Raw genomic sequence first — 13,364 nt, forward strand, 5'->3', positions numbered from 1 at the left:
AAGTCCATGTTCGGCAAGCGTGCCGGAGGCCCGACACCCACACCCGCACCGATGACGCCGCCGCCGGCCGCGCCCAAGGAAGAGGCGCGTGCGGAGCCGGCTGCGCGTCGGGACAGCCAGGCTGCACCGGCAGCCCGACCTGCGGCCAAGTCGGCCACGCCGGCGCCGAAACCGGTCGCGAAGCCGGTACCGGGCGCCTATACCGGTCCGAAAGCGGCCAAGCGCACCGCGCGTGTCGCCGAAGCGGGCGGACGTTCCGAAGAGTATTACGCGGTCAAGACAACCATCTTCAACGCGCTGATCGACACGATTGATCTGGGCCAGCTGGCGCGTCTGGACAATGAGACGGCGGCCGAGGAAATCCGCGACATCGTGACCGAGATCATCTCGATCAAGAATGTTGCCATGTCGATCGCCGAGCAGGAGCAATTGCTGCAGGACATCTGCAATGATGTCCTGGGTTTCGGTCCGCTCGAGCCGCTTCTGGCGCGCGACGATATCGCCGATATCATGGTCAATGGTGCTGATCGGGTCTTCATCGAAGTCAACGGCAAGGTCGAGGAGACGAATATCCGTTTCCGCGACAATGGCCAGCTGATGAATATCTGTCAGCGCATCGTCAGCCAGGTCGGCCGCCGGGTCGATGAGAGCTCGCCGATCTGTGACGCCCGCCTGATGGACGGTTCACGCGTCAACGTCATCGCGCCGCCCCTGGCGCTGGACGGTCCGACCCTGACCATTCGCAAGTTCAAGAAGGACAAGCTGCAGATGCAGAACCTGGTGGAGTTCGGCTCCATCACGCCGGAAGGCGCCAAGGTTCTTTCCATCATCGGCGCCTCGCGCTGTAACGTTCTGATCTCCGGCGGTACCGGTTCGGGCAAGACCACCCTGCTCAACTGCATGACCGGCTTCATCGAGGAAGACGAACGCGTCGTGACCTGCGAAGACGCCGCCGAACTCCAGCTCCAGCAGCCGCATGTGGTACGCTTGGAAACCCGACCGCCAAACCTGGAAGGCTCGGGGCAGGTGACCATGCGTGACCTGGTCAAGAACTGTCTGCGCATGCGTCCGGAACGGATCATCGTGGGTGAGGTGCGTGGCCCCGAGGCGTTTGACCTTCTGCAGGCCATGAATACCGGTCATGACGGGTCCATGGGCACGCTGCACGCCAACTCGCCGCGCGAAGCCATGTCGCGGATTGAATCCATGATCACCATGGGCGGTTATAACCTGCCGGCCAAAACGATCCGCGAAATGATCGTCGGCTCGATCGACGTGATCGTGCAGGCCGCGCGCCTGCGGGATGGCTCGCGGAAAATCACCCACATTACCGAAGTGGTCGGTATGGAAGGCGATGTCATCGTCACCCAGGACCTCTTCCTCTACGAGATCAAGGGCGAGGACGAGCACGGCAAGATCATCGGCCAGCACGCCTCGACCGGGATTGCCCGCCCGAAATTCTGGGATCGCGCCCGCTATTTCGGCCTGGAACGCGAGCTCGCGAACGCGCTCGATGCATCGGAGGCCTGAGTGCGATGAATGAGGACATGATCTTTGTGCTCGCCGCGGCCGCCGCTTTCATGGCAGTCGGTGGCGTCGGGTGGGTCGCCGTTGGCGCAGCCGGGGACGCTCAGTCGAAAAAGCGCGTGAACCGGGCGGTGAATGGTGGTCTGCAGCGCGGGCGGCGCCAGATCTCGGCCCTCGATCAGGCCGCCCAGCGCAAGCGACAGGTGCAGGAATCGCTCAAGGACCTGGAGCAGAGGCAGCGCGATCAGCGCAAGAAGTCCCTGTCCATCAAGGCCCGTATCCAGCAAGCGGGGATGTCTTTCACGCCCGCCGTCTTCTGGATGATCTCCGCCGGACTCGCTGTGGCAGGGCTGTTGATCTCCCTGCTGACCGGCCAGAACCTGATCATCAGCGGTGCCGTGACGGTTATAGCCGGTCTCGGCCTGCCGCGCTGGTGGCTGGGTCTGGCGCGCGGTCGGCGCCAGAAGAAGTTTTCCGGAGAATTCGCCAATGCGCTCGACGTCATCACACGCGGCGTGAAGTCGGGTCTGCCGCTGAACGAATGTCTCAAAATCCTCGCCAAGGAAAGCCCGGAGCCGGTGCGGACCGAATTCGAGAAACTGGTCGAGGGTATCGCGGTCGGGGTGTCATTGCCCGACGGGCTGGACCGGATGTGCGAGCGCATGCCACTGCCCGAGCTGAATTTCTTCCGTACCGTCCTGATCATCCAGCAAAAGACCGGTGGTAACCTCGCGGAGACGCTGGGCAATCTGTCCACCGTCCTGCGCTCGCGCAAGATGATGCGCGAGAAGATCGGGGCCCTGTCCTCTGAGGCCAAGTCATCGGCCGCCATAATCGGCTCGCTGCCGCCGGGTGTGCTGGGCATCGTCTATGCCACCACGCCCTCCTATATGGGCCAGATGTTCGTTGACCCGACCGGTCAGCTGATGCTGCTGGGCGGTGTGACCTGGATGTTCATTGGCATCATGGTCATGCGCGGCATGATCAACTTCAAGATCTGAGGCGGGCATGTTCGGTATCGGCTTCAACGACATACGAGACTTCCTGACCGACCCGCAGAGCCTGATCGCCCTGGTGGCGGCCATTCTGGTCTTCGCCACCATTGTCACGCTGTCAGCGCCCGCGCTCAGCACCGACAAGCTCGACAAGCGCATCAAGTCGGTCAACAACCGCCGCGAGGAATTGCGCCGCAAGAACCGGGAGGCGCTGGAAGCCAATGCCCGCGGTGGCAAGGGCTCGATCCGCGGTGCCGAAGCCAAGGGTCTGGTGCGCCAGGTCGTGGACGCGCTCAATCTGCAAAAAGCCTTCGAAGATCCGGCTTTGCAGGAAAAGCTGGCCCAGGCCGGCATGCGCGGCAGCCGCCCCGCCGTGACCTTCTATTTCTTCCGCCTGCTCTCGCCTTTCATCCTGTTCGGCCTGGCGCTGGCCTATGTCTTTCTGGTCAATGATTTCGGCCTGCCGCAGATCACGCGGGTCTGCTTCTCCTTCGGGCTGGGCCTGCTGGGCTATTACGCGCCCAATCTCTACCTCTCCAATCTGGCCGCCAAGCGTCAGCAATCGATCATGGGCGCCTTTCCCGACGCGCTTGACCTGTTGCTGATCTGTGTGGAGAGCGGAATGTCGATCGAGGCCGCCTTTCACAAAGTGTCCAGCGAGGTTGGGTCGCAATCGATCGAGCTGGCCGAGGAATTATCGCTGACCACAGCCGAGCTGTCCTATCTGCAGGATCGCCGCGTCGCTTATGAAAATCTCGCCAAGCGGACCAATCATCCGGGCGTGAAGGCTGTCTGTACGTCTTTGATCCAGGCGGAACGTTATGGCACGCCGCTGGGCCAGGCTTTGCGGGTCATGGCGAAGGAAAACCGGGATATGCGCCTGGCGGCGGCCGAGAAGAAGGCCGCCTCGCTGCCGGCCAAGCTGACCGTGCCGATGATTGTCTTCTTTCTGCCGGTCTTGTTCGTGGTCATCCTCGGTCCGGCCATCATTCGCTTCAATAGCATGTGACGAATCCGTTCTGGCGCGTTACTTGAATGGTATCGTGCATGTTGAACAGGTGGACACAGCCCATGTTTTCCGGGCGAAAGACAGCCGACCGGCTCCGCGAGGAGATCCGCCATGCGGATGCCGCCGTGGGTGAAGCCATGAGCGCACTCGCCATCGATGATGTTGCCGCGGCGCGGCAGGCGCTTTCGGCTGCGCCGCGCATGCATTTCGTTGATATGGGCTGGAAGGTCGGGCTGGCGGGCGCGATGGTCGAGCTCAAGGCGGGCAAGCGGAAGCAGGGATTGCAGAAGCTGATTGCCGTCTGTTCGCGTCTCGATGACACCGACCTGTCCCGCGACGACAAGAATTACCTCCGCCTCTACGCACTCTATCGCGGTAGCGAAGCGTCCAAGGACGGGCGGGCACCCGTCGAATTGCGGGAGCTGGTGGAGGATTTCCGGTTCGACCACACCCTTGTCACGCCTCTTCTGCGCAAGGACTTTCCGCTCAAGGACGTGGATGATTCCGAGCCGGCCCCGCCGCCCCCGCCGCCGCCCCCGCCTGTCACGAGCGATGCGGACTGAATAATTTTATTCCGGCGAAGTCGGTGTCTGGTATGATCCGGTCGGGGCGAGGCGACGGTGCGGTCGAACGGGATGAATCCATGAAAGTCACGCGTGAGTTCGCGCTCTATTGGGGCACCGTCCTGCTGTGCGGATATGGTGCGGTCACCTACGGACGCTGGGGCCTGCTCGAATTGCTGGTGCGTACCGGCACCTGGCCGTCCGACTGGTTCGCATTTGATGCTTACGGCTATGTCGCCAGCATGTCCGTCCTGCAGGAGGTGGTGTTCGTGTTGGCCACGATCTGCGCCCTGTCGGCCTTCGTATTGCTGCTATTGCGCTCGCGCTGGTCAGCCGTGATGTACGGCGTCTTCTTCTTCGCTTCCATGGTCGACTGGCTGCTGCTCGTCGGCAATCCGTTCATCGGCATGGGGCTGAATGGCTATTTCGGGATCACGATCAATCTGATTGCCCTGTCGGCGGTCGTCATGATCACGTCAATGGGCCTGCTGAAGGGCCGGCCGGTCCAGAGCTAGTTTTCACGCACCGCGTCATAGCGCCGGTTGGTGGTCAGCATGGCGCGGATATAGGCCATATTGGCCTCGGCCATCTGCGGCGACACATCCACGCGAGCCAATTCCTCCGCTTCGGTGAAGCGACCCTGCAGGGCGATCACCAGGGCAAGATTCTGACGAACCGTGGCGTCGGCACCGGGACGGACCATGGCTTCGCGCAGCATCCGTTCGGCGGTGTCAGCCTCGCCTGCGGTCACGTAGGACATGGCCAGATTGGACAGGATGGACGGCTCGCCGGGGGCGAGGTTCAGCGCGTCGCGGAAGGCCAGTCGGGCCGCTTCACTCTGCCCGGCCTGTTCCAGGGCGATGCCCAGGGCATTGTGGATCTGCCAACGGCCGGCATCGATCTGGCTGGCGCGGCGCAGGGATTCGATCCCGGCAGCCCCGCGCCCGCCGGCGGCGAGGGCGCTGCCATGGGCGAGCAGGACATCGGCATTGTCCGGATAAAGGGCCAGTGTCTGGCGGGCGACTTCGCTCGCGCGCTGGTAATTGCCGAGCTGGCGCAGGGCGCGGGACAGTTCCAGGGCGGCTTCCAGGTCTGACGGGTTGAGATCGTGCGCTTCCGCCCAGAAGGCGGCCTGGGTGAGCATGTCCTGGCTGCGGACGGCCTGACGCTCACTGGCTGAGGCCGGCACGATCGTATTGGCATTCATCGTATCGATGACGGCCTGTTCCTGTTCGGTCGGCGCCGTCGTCGCACAGGCTGCCAGAAGGAGGGCGCCAAGCGGGGCGAGAAGGATGTGTTTGCGCATGGTATGAACCGGGCCACTGTTGAGCATGTCTTGAATCTGGGCTGTGCCGGTCAAGAATGCGTTAATCCGTCCGGCTGAACCGGACTTGAAAAAGGATATGTCATGACTGCCCTGATCGCCTCCGCTTCCAATGCCCGGATCCTGCGTCTTGTCGGTGAGGCTGATGCGGCCGCCGCGATCGCGGCGCTGCCCGCGGATCAGCGTTCGCTGGGAGCCGAATTCAAGGGCAAGCCGGGTCAGATCGTGCTGCTGCCGGATGGCGGTGACGTCCAGGCGCTCTACGGCATCGGCAAGGGCGGCGACGCCTTCGTCCTGGGCGGGGCTGCGCTGACCCTGCCGCAAGGCGAGTGGCAGCTGGAAACGCTGCCGGCCGACATGGACCCGACGCTGGCCACCACGGCCTGGGCGCTCGGCAGTTACAGTTTCACCACTTACAAGCCGGCCGCGCGCGAACCCGCCCACCTCGTGGCGCCCGAGGGGGCGGACCTTGATGAGGCCAAATCCATCGCCGAAGCGGTCCATCTGACGCGGGACCTGGTCAATACACCGGCCGACCGCATGGGACCGGAAGGACTGGAAGCGGCCTTCCGCCAGCTCGCCGAGACCTTCGGGGCGACGGTCCGGGTCACCCGCGGCGATGACTTGCTGGCCCAGAACTACCCCATGATCCATGCCGTCGGGCGTGCTGCCGGCGAGGCGCCGCGTCTGCTCGAGCTGGAATGGGGCGATGAAAGCCATCCACGCCTGGCTCTTGTGGGCAAGGGTGTGTGTTTCGACACGGGCGGTCTCGACCTGAAGGCGGCTCAATTCATGCGCCTGATGAAAAAGGATATGGGCGGTGCCGCCAATGCCATGGGCCTGGCCCGTATGGTGATGGCCGGTAATCTCCCGGTGCGCCTGCACCTGCTGGTGCCTGCGGTCGAGAATGCGGTCGGGGCCGGGGCTTTCCGCCCGGGTGATATCCTTGACAGCCGCAAGGGGCTTACCGTCGAGATTGACAATACCGATGCCGAGGGGCGCCTGGTGCTGGGCGACGCCCTGACCCGGGCGACCGAGGAGGCGGTCGATCTCCTGCTCGATTTTGCCACGCTGACCGGCGCGGCCCGTGTCGCGCTGGGACCGGAAGTGGCCCCGTTCTATACCGATGACGACGCCGTCGCCGAGAGTCTGGCGCGGTGCGCCAGCACGGTGGCTGATCCGCTTTGGCGCATGCCGCTCTGGGATGGCTATGAGGGCGAGATGGATGGCGAAATCTCTGATCTCGTGAACAGTGCCGCCACGCCGATGGCCGGTTCGATCACCGCCGCGCTTTTCCTGCGCCGCTTTGTCGGCGAGGCGCGCTGGGTGCATTTCGACATTTTTGCCTGGAATCCGAAGGCCCGGCCTGGCCGACCCAAGGGCGGTGACATGCATGCCGCGCGCGCCGTTTACCAAATGCTCAAGGAGCGCTTCCAGAATAAGGGCTGATCAATCGGATCAGGCCGGTTCTGGAGTTGGGGTATGCCGTCACAGGCGATGACATCGCTTGAGATGATGAGACGCGTGTCGGCGGACGCGGTGCGAGGCGCCGCGGCCGATCTGACCGCGCGTCAGTTCGCGCTTCTCCTGGCCATTTTCATGAAGCCGGGGCCGCATGCCATCCGCGATCTGGCACGTCAGCTCGACCTGCCCAAGCCGGCGGTGACGCGCGCGCTGGACGTGCTCGAGCGGCAGGGCTTTGTACGACGCAAGCGCGACCGCGCGGACAAGCGCGATGTCTCGGTGCATCGCACTGTAAAGGGGGCAGTTTTCCTGTACGATTACGGCGAAGCCGTCGCCCATCGTGCCGAGGAAACGCGTACATGTCCCAGCTGGATCCCCGCCTCACCGCCGCCCGCCCGGACCTCGCATCGGCTGAACTGAAGGGCCAGGTCGAGGCGGAACGCTTCGTCGAGCCGGTCGATCATCAGGCGGTGTGTGCCGCTGCGCCGATCCGCAAGGCGCCCGATCCCTCTGCCGCCATGGATGACCAATTGCTGGCCGGCGATATCTTCGCCGTGCTCGAGGAACGCGATGGCTGGGCCTGGGGGCAGTCGCGTGCTGACGGCTATGTCGGCTGGGTCGAAGCGTCCTGCCTGTCGCGGGAGATCCGTCCTGTTGATCACAAGATCGCGGTCCTGCGGACCTATGCCTTTTCCGAGCCCAGCATCAAGTCCGTGCCCAATCACCTCCTCAGCCTGAATGCCCGCTTCACGGCCGGGCGTCGCGAGGGCCGATTCGTCGAAGCGGTAGGCCTGGGCTGGGTGATCGAGGCGCACGCCGCGCCGGTGGACGAGATGGCCGGTGACTTTGTCGCGGTGGCGGAGGCCTTTCTCGGGGCGCCCTATCTGTGGGGCGGCAAGGAGAGTCTGGGTCTGGATTGTTCCGGCCTGGTGCAGATGTCGCTGCAGGCCGCGGGGCAGGCGATCGCGCGGGACGCCGACCAGCAGGAGGCGGCGCTGAAAGCGGCCTGGCGTGATGTGACGGATGACCCGGAGCGCCGGCGCGGCGATATCGTCTTCTGGCCCGGACATGTCGGGATCATGACCGATAGCGAGCATTTCCTGCACGCCAATGCCTCGACCATGGATGTGACGCTTGAACCATTCGTCGACGCCGAGGCGCGAATCCGGGCGGCGGAAAATCCGGTGCGAGCCATCTATCGTCGCCCCTGATCAAGCTTCGACGCTGATCGCGCAAAGAAAAAGCCCCGGAGGACATCCGGGGCTTGATCATGGTGGAAGCCGGGAGGGGCTATTCGCCGCCGTCCGTCTCTTCCTGAACCTGTTCGGCGACATCCTCGGCCGCTTCGTCCATGGCGCCCATGGCGTCATCGACGGCTTCGGCCGGGGCTGCGTCAGCGAGCGGCGCCGGCAACGGCATCGGATTGTCCGAGAGCGAGCGCATATAGGCGATCAATTCAAGACGGGTGTCATCATTGCTGAGGCCGCGGAAGGACATGGCGGTACCCGAAGCGTAACCTGACGGATTTTCGATGAAAGCGTCGAGCGCTTCATAGGTCCAGACGCCATCAAGAGCCTCCAGTGCACCGGAATAGCTGAAGCCGTCATGCGAGGCGATGTCGGCCCCGACGATGCCCCAGAGATTCGGGCCGACGCCATTGGCGCCACCTTGTTCGAAGGTGTGGCAAGCGGCGCAACGACGCGCGGCGCGTTCACCGGCACCGATGTCAGCGGCGGCCAGGACCAGACCGTAATCGGTTGGGCCTTCCTCGACGACTTCGGTGGACGGACCGGACCCGATCGCAGCCCAATCGACCGGATAGGCCGTGTTCTCGGCCGTCAATTCATGCGCGGCGTGCGAGGGAACCAGCAGGTGGCCCAGTTCGGTAATCGCCAGAACGGCCAGTACAATTGCCAGCACGGCGCCGGCAACCTTGTTCCAGAAGAGTTCGCCCATGGACGCCCCCAAATTCAATCAGGTTGAAAATCGGATCGTGTTTGGCACGCACCGCGCCATCAGGCAACACCGCAACGCGCTCATATGCTGCGGTAACACGACGCACGAACAGATCGCGGCGTCGTTGTGTGCGTCCGGAGCGGCACACGGTGTCCCGACTGCAGTCGCGCCTGCAGTTTGACTCGGTGCCACCTTGATGCGGACTCAATGGCTCACCAGATAGCGACGGGCTGGGGGACGCCTATGGCGTACAGTTCAAATAAACAAAACAAGGTTGTTCCCAATGATCCGCACAGTGCTTGTCTCCTCCCTCTCCGTTCTCGCGCTCGCCGCCGGTGCTTCGGCACAAGAAGGCCAGGTTCGCGTGGGTGCGGGCTATGAAACCGCTGATTTCGATGGTGCCGATTTCGACACGGTCGTCGTGCGCGGCAGCTATGATTTTACCCGGTATCTCGGTGTCGAAGGTCAGCTGAATATCGGCCTCGGCGATGAAAGCGTCACCGTTGGCGGTGTTACCGGCGATGTCAGCCTCGACTATGTCGCTGGCGTTTTTGGCGTGGTCCGTCCGTTGTCCAACGAGAACGGCTCGCTCTTCCTGCGCGCCGGTTACACCACAACTGAAGGCGAAGCCTCGGTTGCCGGGCTGAGTGCCACGGCCGACGACCAGGCCTGGGCCTATGGCGTGGGTGGCGAATACTTCTTTGACGGCCGCAATGGCGTGCGCGCCGACTATACCCGTTTTGATTATGAGGATGGCGGCGAAGGTGACTTCTTCGGCATCTCCTATGTCCGTCGCATCGGCGGCTAAGGCGTAATCCTGCCGGATTGAAGGGCCGCGGCGCATTTGCGTCGCGGCCTTTTTCATGGCGCCGACACCGATCCGGACTCGGAGGGAGCGGGCAGGCGTGCTATGGTTGTGTTACGGAACGGGGTGCGATGGTGCCCCTCCGGCATATGCGTTGATGTGCCCCGCGAATGGCGGCGGCCGCCCGGGTCTGCGGACCCGTGATCGCGACCTTCAGCCAGACCCTTCGTGTGCGGCGCACCCTGGGCCCGCATGCCTTGGCATGCCCGCTCGGGCGGTTTTCCGCTTGAAGCATCCGAAAGGGCAACACCATGACCAAACTGACAATCCTCGATGAAACCACCGCCCCGGCGAAAGCCAAGCCGGTCCTCAAATCGGTGCGCTCGAAATATGGTTTCATCCCCAATCTGATGGGGGAGCTGGCGGCGTCGCCATCAGCGCTCGAATCCTACACCACGCTCGCAAGCCTGTATGGCCAGAGCGGGCTGACCCCGACGGAGCAACAGGTCGTCCTGCTCACGGTCAGCCGCGAGAATAATTGCGGCTATTGCGTCGCGGCCCATTCCACGGTGTCGGTCAATACCGGCCTCGACAGGACCATCCTGACAGCCCTGCGCGAGGGCCAGGCCATCGACACCGATCCGCGCCTGGAAGCGCTGCGGCAGTTCACGGTCTCGATTGTCCGCAATCGGGGCCTGGTCGAGCGCTCGGATATTGATGCCTTCCTCGAGGCCGGCTTCACCAAGCCCAATATCCTCGATGTCATGACCGGTGTGACGATGAAGACGATGTCGAACTACATCAACCACATCGCCGAGACCGAGCTGGATGACGCCTTCCAGGCCATGGCCTGGAGCAAGCCCATCCTGCAGCACGCCGACTGAGCATCGGCGTGTCCCCCCGGGACGGGGCCGGCTTGCCGGCCCCGTTTCGCTTTGCGGGGCTAGATGGCCTTGTCAGCCCAGAGCTCGGCCAGGCGGCGGGCAATGGCGATGGACGGCGGCATGGCGGCGTCGGGGTGGCGCCCGGCCAGCATGTCGCGGACTTCATCGCGGCTGAACCAGCGCGCCTTTTCCAGCTCGTGCGGATCGATCGTGACCTTCGTCTCGAGAATGGGCGCGACCAGGCCGATCATCAGCGAGGAGGGAAACGGCCAGGGCTGTCCCATGACATAGCGGATGCCGGCGATATCCGCCTTGATCCCGGCTTCCTCCTCCAGCTCGCGCGCGCAGGCCTCCTCGAGGGTTTCTGCCGGTTCCACAAAGCCGGCCAGGGCGGACCACATGCCTTCGGGCCAGGATTCCTGGCGGCCCAGCAGGCAGTGATCGCCATCGGTTGCCAGCATGATCACGACCGGATCGACACGCGGGAAATGCTCCGCCTCGCAATCGGGGCAGACCCGGCGCGCGCCGCCCGATTTGACGCGTGTCGCGGCACCGCAGGCAGCACAGAAGCCGTGGCGGCCATGCCAGGCATGCAGGGCCTTGGCCTGGGCATAGATCGCGGCTTCGTCCGGATTGAGGGCCATCGCCGCCTGCCGTGCCGGAATGATCTCGGCGTCCAGAGGCAGTTGGTCGGCCGTGGTCAGCGTCACCGCGAAACAGGGGCTGGACTTGTAATGGCCCAGGAAGAGCGCGGTGGACATGTCGGCCTGGGGTGCCACTTCGCTGCGCCGGAACCAGTAGAGCGCGGTGCCGCCTTGTAGCGCCGGATCGCCCTCCAGCGTGGCCAGCCACCAACCTTCATCGCCGTCGAGAAGTTTGGCCAGGGCCGTTTCATCGCGTCTCAGCTGGTCGCCCCGGTCGAGCGGCGAGCCGGCAAAAACCAGCGGGTCACGGCCGGCGAGGATGGAGCGATCATTCATGGGCAATATCCGAACACGATGCGATCTGGGTGCAGCCATAGATATCTTTGACCGGGCCTTCAACAAGGGTCGGGCAAACACCCTGTCTTTCTCGCCTTGCATTTGCGAACGATTCGCAATTAGGTGGGCGCAGGAGGTATCGATATGGCTTTTGACTGTTCCGACCATTCACCCGCTGCGGCGGACCACGCCCGGATCGCTGTCAGCGACTGGCTCGAAACCCAGGCCCGGGTGATTGGATACTGGCGTGATGTCCTGGTCTCATCGGGCGGGAATCTGGCGTTGATTGAGGCGCTCGACGATCATGCCCGCTTCCTCGCCGCCGCCGCGCATCAGGGAGAGGGCGATTTCCTGCAGACACAATGACGCCACGCCTTGCACGCCAGCTTCAGGCACGCGATATAGGGGGCGGAAGATCGGCGGTGGACGAGCGCCTCGCCAACCCGGTCAGATCCGGAAGGAAGCAGCCGTAACGAGTTTTGCTCGGGTCGCTGTCCGGTCTTCCACTTTACTCCGCCCCGCGGCCTCCGGCGACGGACCGCGGCCCTGGAACACCCGACCCGATGAGCTGTCATGGATGATACGCCGCTCCCGACTGATGCTGACGGAGCGGGCGACGTCCTGATGCCCGGGCTCGACCTGCCCAAGAGCGGCCCGACACCCGGCTACCAGGTCCTGGCGCGCAAATACCGCCCGCACACATTCGAAGACCTGATCGGCCAGGACGCCATGGTGCGGACCCTGACCAATGCCTTTGCCGCTGGCCGGATCGCCCATGCCTACATGCTCACCGGCGTGCGCGGCGTCGGCAAGACCACCACGGCGCGGCTGATTGCCCGGGCCCTGAATTTCCAGACCGACGCGTTCGATGCGCCCTCCATGGCGCTGGGCGAGACCGGCCGTCACTGCGACGCCATTGCCCGCTCGGCCCATGTAGATGTGATGGAGATGGACGCCGCCTCGCGGACCGGTGTCGGCGATATCCGCGAGATACTGGAAGGTGTGCGCTATGCCCCGGTCTCGGCGCGCTACAAGGTCTACATCATCGATGAGGTCCACATGCTCTCGACCTCGGCCTTCAACGCCCTGTTGAAGACGCTCGAGGAACCGCCCGAGCATGCCAAATTCATCTTCGCGACGACCGAGATCCGCAAGGTTCCGGTGACCGTTCTGTCGCGCTGTCAGCGCTTTGACCTCAAACGGATCGACCGTGAAGTCCTGACTGATCATCTCGAGCGGATTTGCGGGCTGGAAAACGCGTCGGTCGAGCGTGATGGCCTGTCCCTGATTTCCCGCGCGGCGGAAGGCTCGGTTCGCGATGCACTCTCCCTGCTCGACCAGGCGATTGTTCAGGGCAGCGAAGCGGATGGACCGGTCAGCGCGCCGCAGATCCGTGACATGCTCGGCTTGGCCGACCGGGCGCGCGTGCTCGACCTGCTCGAGCAGACCCTGATGGGCAAGACGGCGGACGCCCTGGCCGAGCTGGAATCCCTGCATGATGCCGGCGGTGATCCCGTCGTGATCACACGCGACCTGCTGGACTATGTCCATGCCACCGCCCGTGTGAAAGCCGCCGGTCCCGAAGCTGATCTGGGCGAGGCCGCCGATACCGTGGCGCGAATCGTCACGCTCGCCGAGAGCCAGTCCCTGGGCCAGCTGACCCGGATGTGGAAAATCCTCCTGACCGGTCTCGATGATGTTCGCGCTGCGCCCGATGCGCTGGCGGCGGCCGAAATGACCGTTTTGCGCCTGGCCTCGGCTGCGGCGCTGCCGCCACCGGAAGACGCGGCCCGCTTGCTCGCTGGCATGCCACGCGCGACCGCTGCCCCGGAGGCGCCGGGAAAGCCTGAGCCGGCC

At 64.1% G+C, this 13,364-nt stretch carries 15 protein-coding genes and 1 other RNA gene; 13 read left to right on the forward strand and 3 right to left on the reverse strand.

The window, feature by feature from the left end:
- The first annotated feature begins 6 nt into the window (after positions 1 to 6).
- From Q0X62_RS01355 to Q0X62_RS01375, 5 genes are all read left to right on the forward strand, one after another.
- Positions 7 to 1,530, forward strand: coding sequence for a CpaF family protein (locus Q0X62_RS01355; RefSeq protein WP_297730788.1), 1,524 nt, complete (start codon positions 7 to 9; stop codon positions 1,528 to 1,530).
- Positions 1,531 to 1,535: 5 nt separating this feature from the next.
- Positions 1,536 to 2,528: a type II secretion system F family protein gene (locus tag Q0X62_RS01360; RefSeq protein ID WP_297730790.1), complete on the forward strand. Its 993-nt coding sequence runs from the start codon at positions 1,536 to 1,538 to the stop codon at positions 2,526 to 2,528.
- A gap of 7 nt (positions 2,529 to 2,535) precedes the next feature.
- Positions 2,536 to 3,531 carry a type II secretion system F family protein gene (locus Q0X62_RS01365; RefSeq protein ID WP_297730792.1) on the forward strand — a complete coding sequence of 332 codons (996 nt, stop codon included), beginning with the start codon at positions 2,536 to 2,538 and terminating at the stop codon, positions 3,529 to 3,531.
- 62 nt (positions 3,532 to 3,593) lie between these two features.
- Complete coding sequence (locus Q0X62_RS01370) at positions 3,594 to 4,094, forward strand: hypothetical protein (protein WP_297730794.1); 501 nt, start codon at positions 3,594 to 3,596, stop codon at positions 4,092 to 4,094.
- Positions 4,095 to 4,174: 80 nt separating this feature from the next.
- Complete coding sequence (locus tag Q0X62_RS01375; protein ID WP_297730796.1) at positions 4,175 to 4,609, forward strand: hypothetical protein; 435 nt, start codon at positions 4,175 to 4,177, stop codon at positions 4,607 to 4,609.
- Here Q0X62_RS01375 and Q0X62_RS01380 read toward each other — a convergent pair.
- The gene (locus tag Q0X62_RS01380; protein ID WP_297730798.1) at positions 4,606 to 5,400 is read right to left on the reverse strand and encodes a tetratricopeptide repeat protein; all 795 of its coding nucleotides are present in this window, start codon (positions 5,398 to 5,400) and stop codon (positions 4,606 to 4,608) included. The genes Q0X62_RS01375 and Q0X62_RS01380 overlap by 4 nt on opposite strands.
- Positions 5,401 to 5,502: 102 nt before the next feature.
- Here Q0X62_RS01380 and Q0X62_RS01385 point away from each other — a divergent pair, with 102 nt between their 5' ends.
- From Q0X62_RS01385 to Q0X62_RS01395, 3 genes are all read left to right on the forward strand, one after another.
- Entirely contained in the window at positions 5,503 to 6,867 is a 1,365-nt protein-coding gene (locus Q0X62_RS01385) for a M17 family metallopeptidase (RefSeq protein ID WP_297730800.1), read from the forward strand.
- Between the two features lie 63 nt (positions 6,868 to 6,930).
- A complete protein-coding gene (locus Q0X62_RS01390; protein WP_297730802.1) occupies positions 6,931 to 7,302 on the forward strand; it encodes a MarR family transcriptional regulator in 372 nt (123 codons plus the stop codon).
- On the forward strand, positions 7,242 to 8,093 hold the full coding sequence (locus Q0X62_RS01395) for an NlpC/P60 family protein (RefSeq protein WP_297730804.1): 852 nt from the start codon (positions 7,242 to 7,244) through the stop codon (positions 8,091 to 8,093). The genes Q0X62_RS01390 and Q0X62_RS01395 overlap by 61 nt, the downstream gene beginning before the upstream one ends.
- 79 nt (positions 8,094 to 8,172) lie before the next feature.
- On the opposite strand, the gene Q0X62_RS01400 is transcribed toward Q0X62_RS01395, so the two are convergent.
- The gene (locus tag Q0X62_RS01400) at positions 8,173 to 8,838 is read right to left on the reverse strand and encodes a cytochrome c family protein (RefSeq protein WP_297730806.1); all 666 of its coding nucleotides are present in this window, start codon (positions 8,836 to 8,838) and stop codon (positions 8,173 to 8,175) included.
- A 283-nt stretch (positions 8,839 to 9,121) separates the two neighbouring features.
- Here Q0X62_RS01400 and Q0X62_RS01405 point away from each other — a divergent pair, with 283 nt between their 5' ends.
- Together Q0X62_RS01405 and Q0X62_RS01410 are read left to right on the forward strand one after the other, a co-directional pair.
- Complete coding sequence (locus Q0X62_RS01405; protein ID WP_297730808.1) at positions 9,122 to 9,646, forward strand: porin family protein; 525 nt, start codon at positions 9,122 to 9,124, stop codon at positions 9,644 to 9,646.
- A 308-nt stretch (positions 9,647 to 9,954) separates the two neighbouring features.
- A complete protein-coding gene (locus tag Q0X62_RS01410; protein ID WP_297730810.1) occupies positions 9,955 to 10,527 on the forward strand; it encodes a carboxymuconolactone decarboxylase family protein in 573 nt (190 codons plus the stop codon).
- Between the two features lie 59 nt (positions 10,528 to 10,586).
- On the opposite strand, the gene nudC is transcribed toward Q0X62_RS01410, so the two are convergent.
- Entirely contained in the window at positions 10,587 to 11,507 is a 921-nt protein-coding gene (gene nudC / locus Q0X62_RS01415) for an NAD(+) diphosphatase (RefSeq protein ID WP_297730812.1), read from the reverse strand.
- A 144-nt stretch (positions 11,508 to 11,651) separates the two neighbouring features.
- Here nudC and Q0X62_RS01420 point away from each other — a divergent pair, with 144 nt between their 5' ends.
- From Q0X62_RS01420 to Q0X62_RS01430, 3 genes are all read left to right on the forward strand, one after another.
- Positions 11,652 to 11,873 (forward strand): hypothetical protein, encoded by a 222-nt coding sequence (locus tag Q0X62_RS01420; RefSeq protein WP_297730814.1) that lies wholly within the window; start codon positions 11,652 to 11,654, stop codon positions 11,871 to 11,873.
- A 44-nt stretch (positions 11,874 to 11,917) separates the two neighbouring features.
- Positions 11,918 to 12,015: signal recognition particle sRNA small type (gene ffs, locus Q0X62_RS01425), an RNA gene on the forward strand.
- A gap of 65 nt (positions 12,016 to 12,080) precedes the next feature.
- The coding region (locus Q0X62_RS01430; protein ID WP_297730816.1) for a DNA polymerase III subunit gamma/tau at positions 12,081 to 13,364 on the forward strand (1,284 nt) is incomplete at its 3' end.

The sequence above is a fragment of the uncultured Maricaulis sp. genome (assembly GCF_947259345.1).
GTDB lineage: Bacteria > Pseudomonadota > Alphaproteobacteria > Caulobacterales > Maricaulaceae > Maricaulis.

Excerpts from the sequence above, each read along its gene's own strand:
- Q0X62_RS01355 (WP_297730788.1), top strand. The coding sequence starts at position 7 with ATGTTCGGCAAGCGTGCCGGAGGCCCGACACCCACACCCGCACCGATG.
- Q0X62_RS01360 (WP_297730790.1), top strand. The coding sequence starts at position 1,536 with ATGAATGAGGACATGATCTTTGTGCTCGCCGCGGCCGCCGCTTTCATG.
- Q0X62_RS01365 (WP_297730792.1), top strand. The coding sequence starts at position 2,536 with ATGTTCGGTATCGGCTTCAACGACATACGAGACTTCCTGACCGACCCG.
- Q0X62_RS01370 (WP_297730794.1), top strand. The coding sequence starts at position 3,594 with ATGTTTTCCGGGCGAAAGACAGCCGACCGGCTCCGCGAGGAGATCCGC.
- Q0X62_RS01375 (WP_297730796.1), top strand. The coding sequence starts at position 4,175 with ATGAAAGTCACGCGTGAGTTCGCGCTCTATTGGGGCACCGTCCTGCTG.
- Q0X62_RS01380 (WP_297730798.1), bottom strand. The coding sequence starts at position 5,400 with ATGCGCAAACACATCCTTCTCGCCCCGCTTGGCGCCCTCCTTCTGGCA.
- Q0X62_RS01385 (WP_297730800.1), top strand. The coding sequence starts at position 5,503 with ATGACTGCCCTGATCGCCTCCGCTTCCAATGCCCGGATCCTGCGTCTT.
- Q0X62_RS01390 (WP_297730802.1), top strand. The coding sequence starts at position 6,931 with ATGATGAGACGCGTGTCGGCGGACGCGGTGCGAGGCGCCGCGGCCGAT.
- Q0X62_RS01395 (WP_297730804.1), top strand. The coding sequence starts at position 7,242 with ATGTCCCAGCTGGATCCCCGCCTCACCGCCGCCCGCCCGGACCTCGCA.
- Q0X62_RS01400 (WP_297730806.1), bottom strand. The coding sequence starts at position 8,838 with ATGGGCGAACTCTTCTGGAACAAGGTTGCCGGCGCCGTGCTGGCAATT.
- Q0X62_RS01405 (WP_297730808.1), top strand. The coding sequence starts at position 9,122 with ATGATCCGCACAGTGCTTGTCTCCTCCCTCTCCGTTCTCGCGCTCGCC.
- Q0X62_RS01410 (WP_297730810.1), top strand. The coding sequence starts at position 9,955 with ATGACCAAACTGACAATCCTCGATGAAACCACCGCCCCGGCGAAAGCC.
- nudC (WP_297730812.1), bottom strand. The coding sequence starts at position 11,507 with ATGAATGATCGCTCCATCCTCGCCGGCCGTGACCCGCTGGTTTTTGCC.
- Q0X62_RS01420 (WP_297730814.1), top strand. The coding sequence starts at position 11,652 with ATGGCTTTTGACTGTTCCGACCATTCACCCGCTGCGGCGGACCACGCC.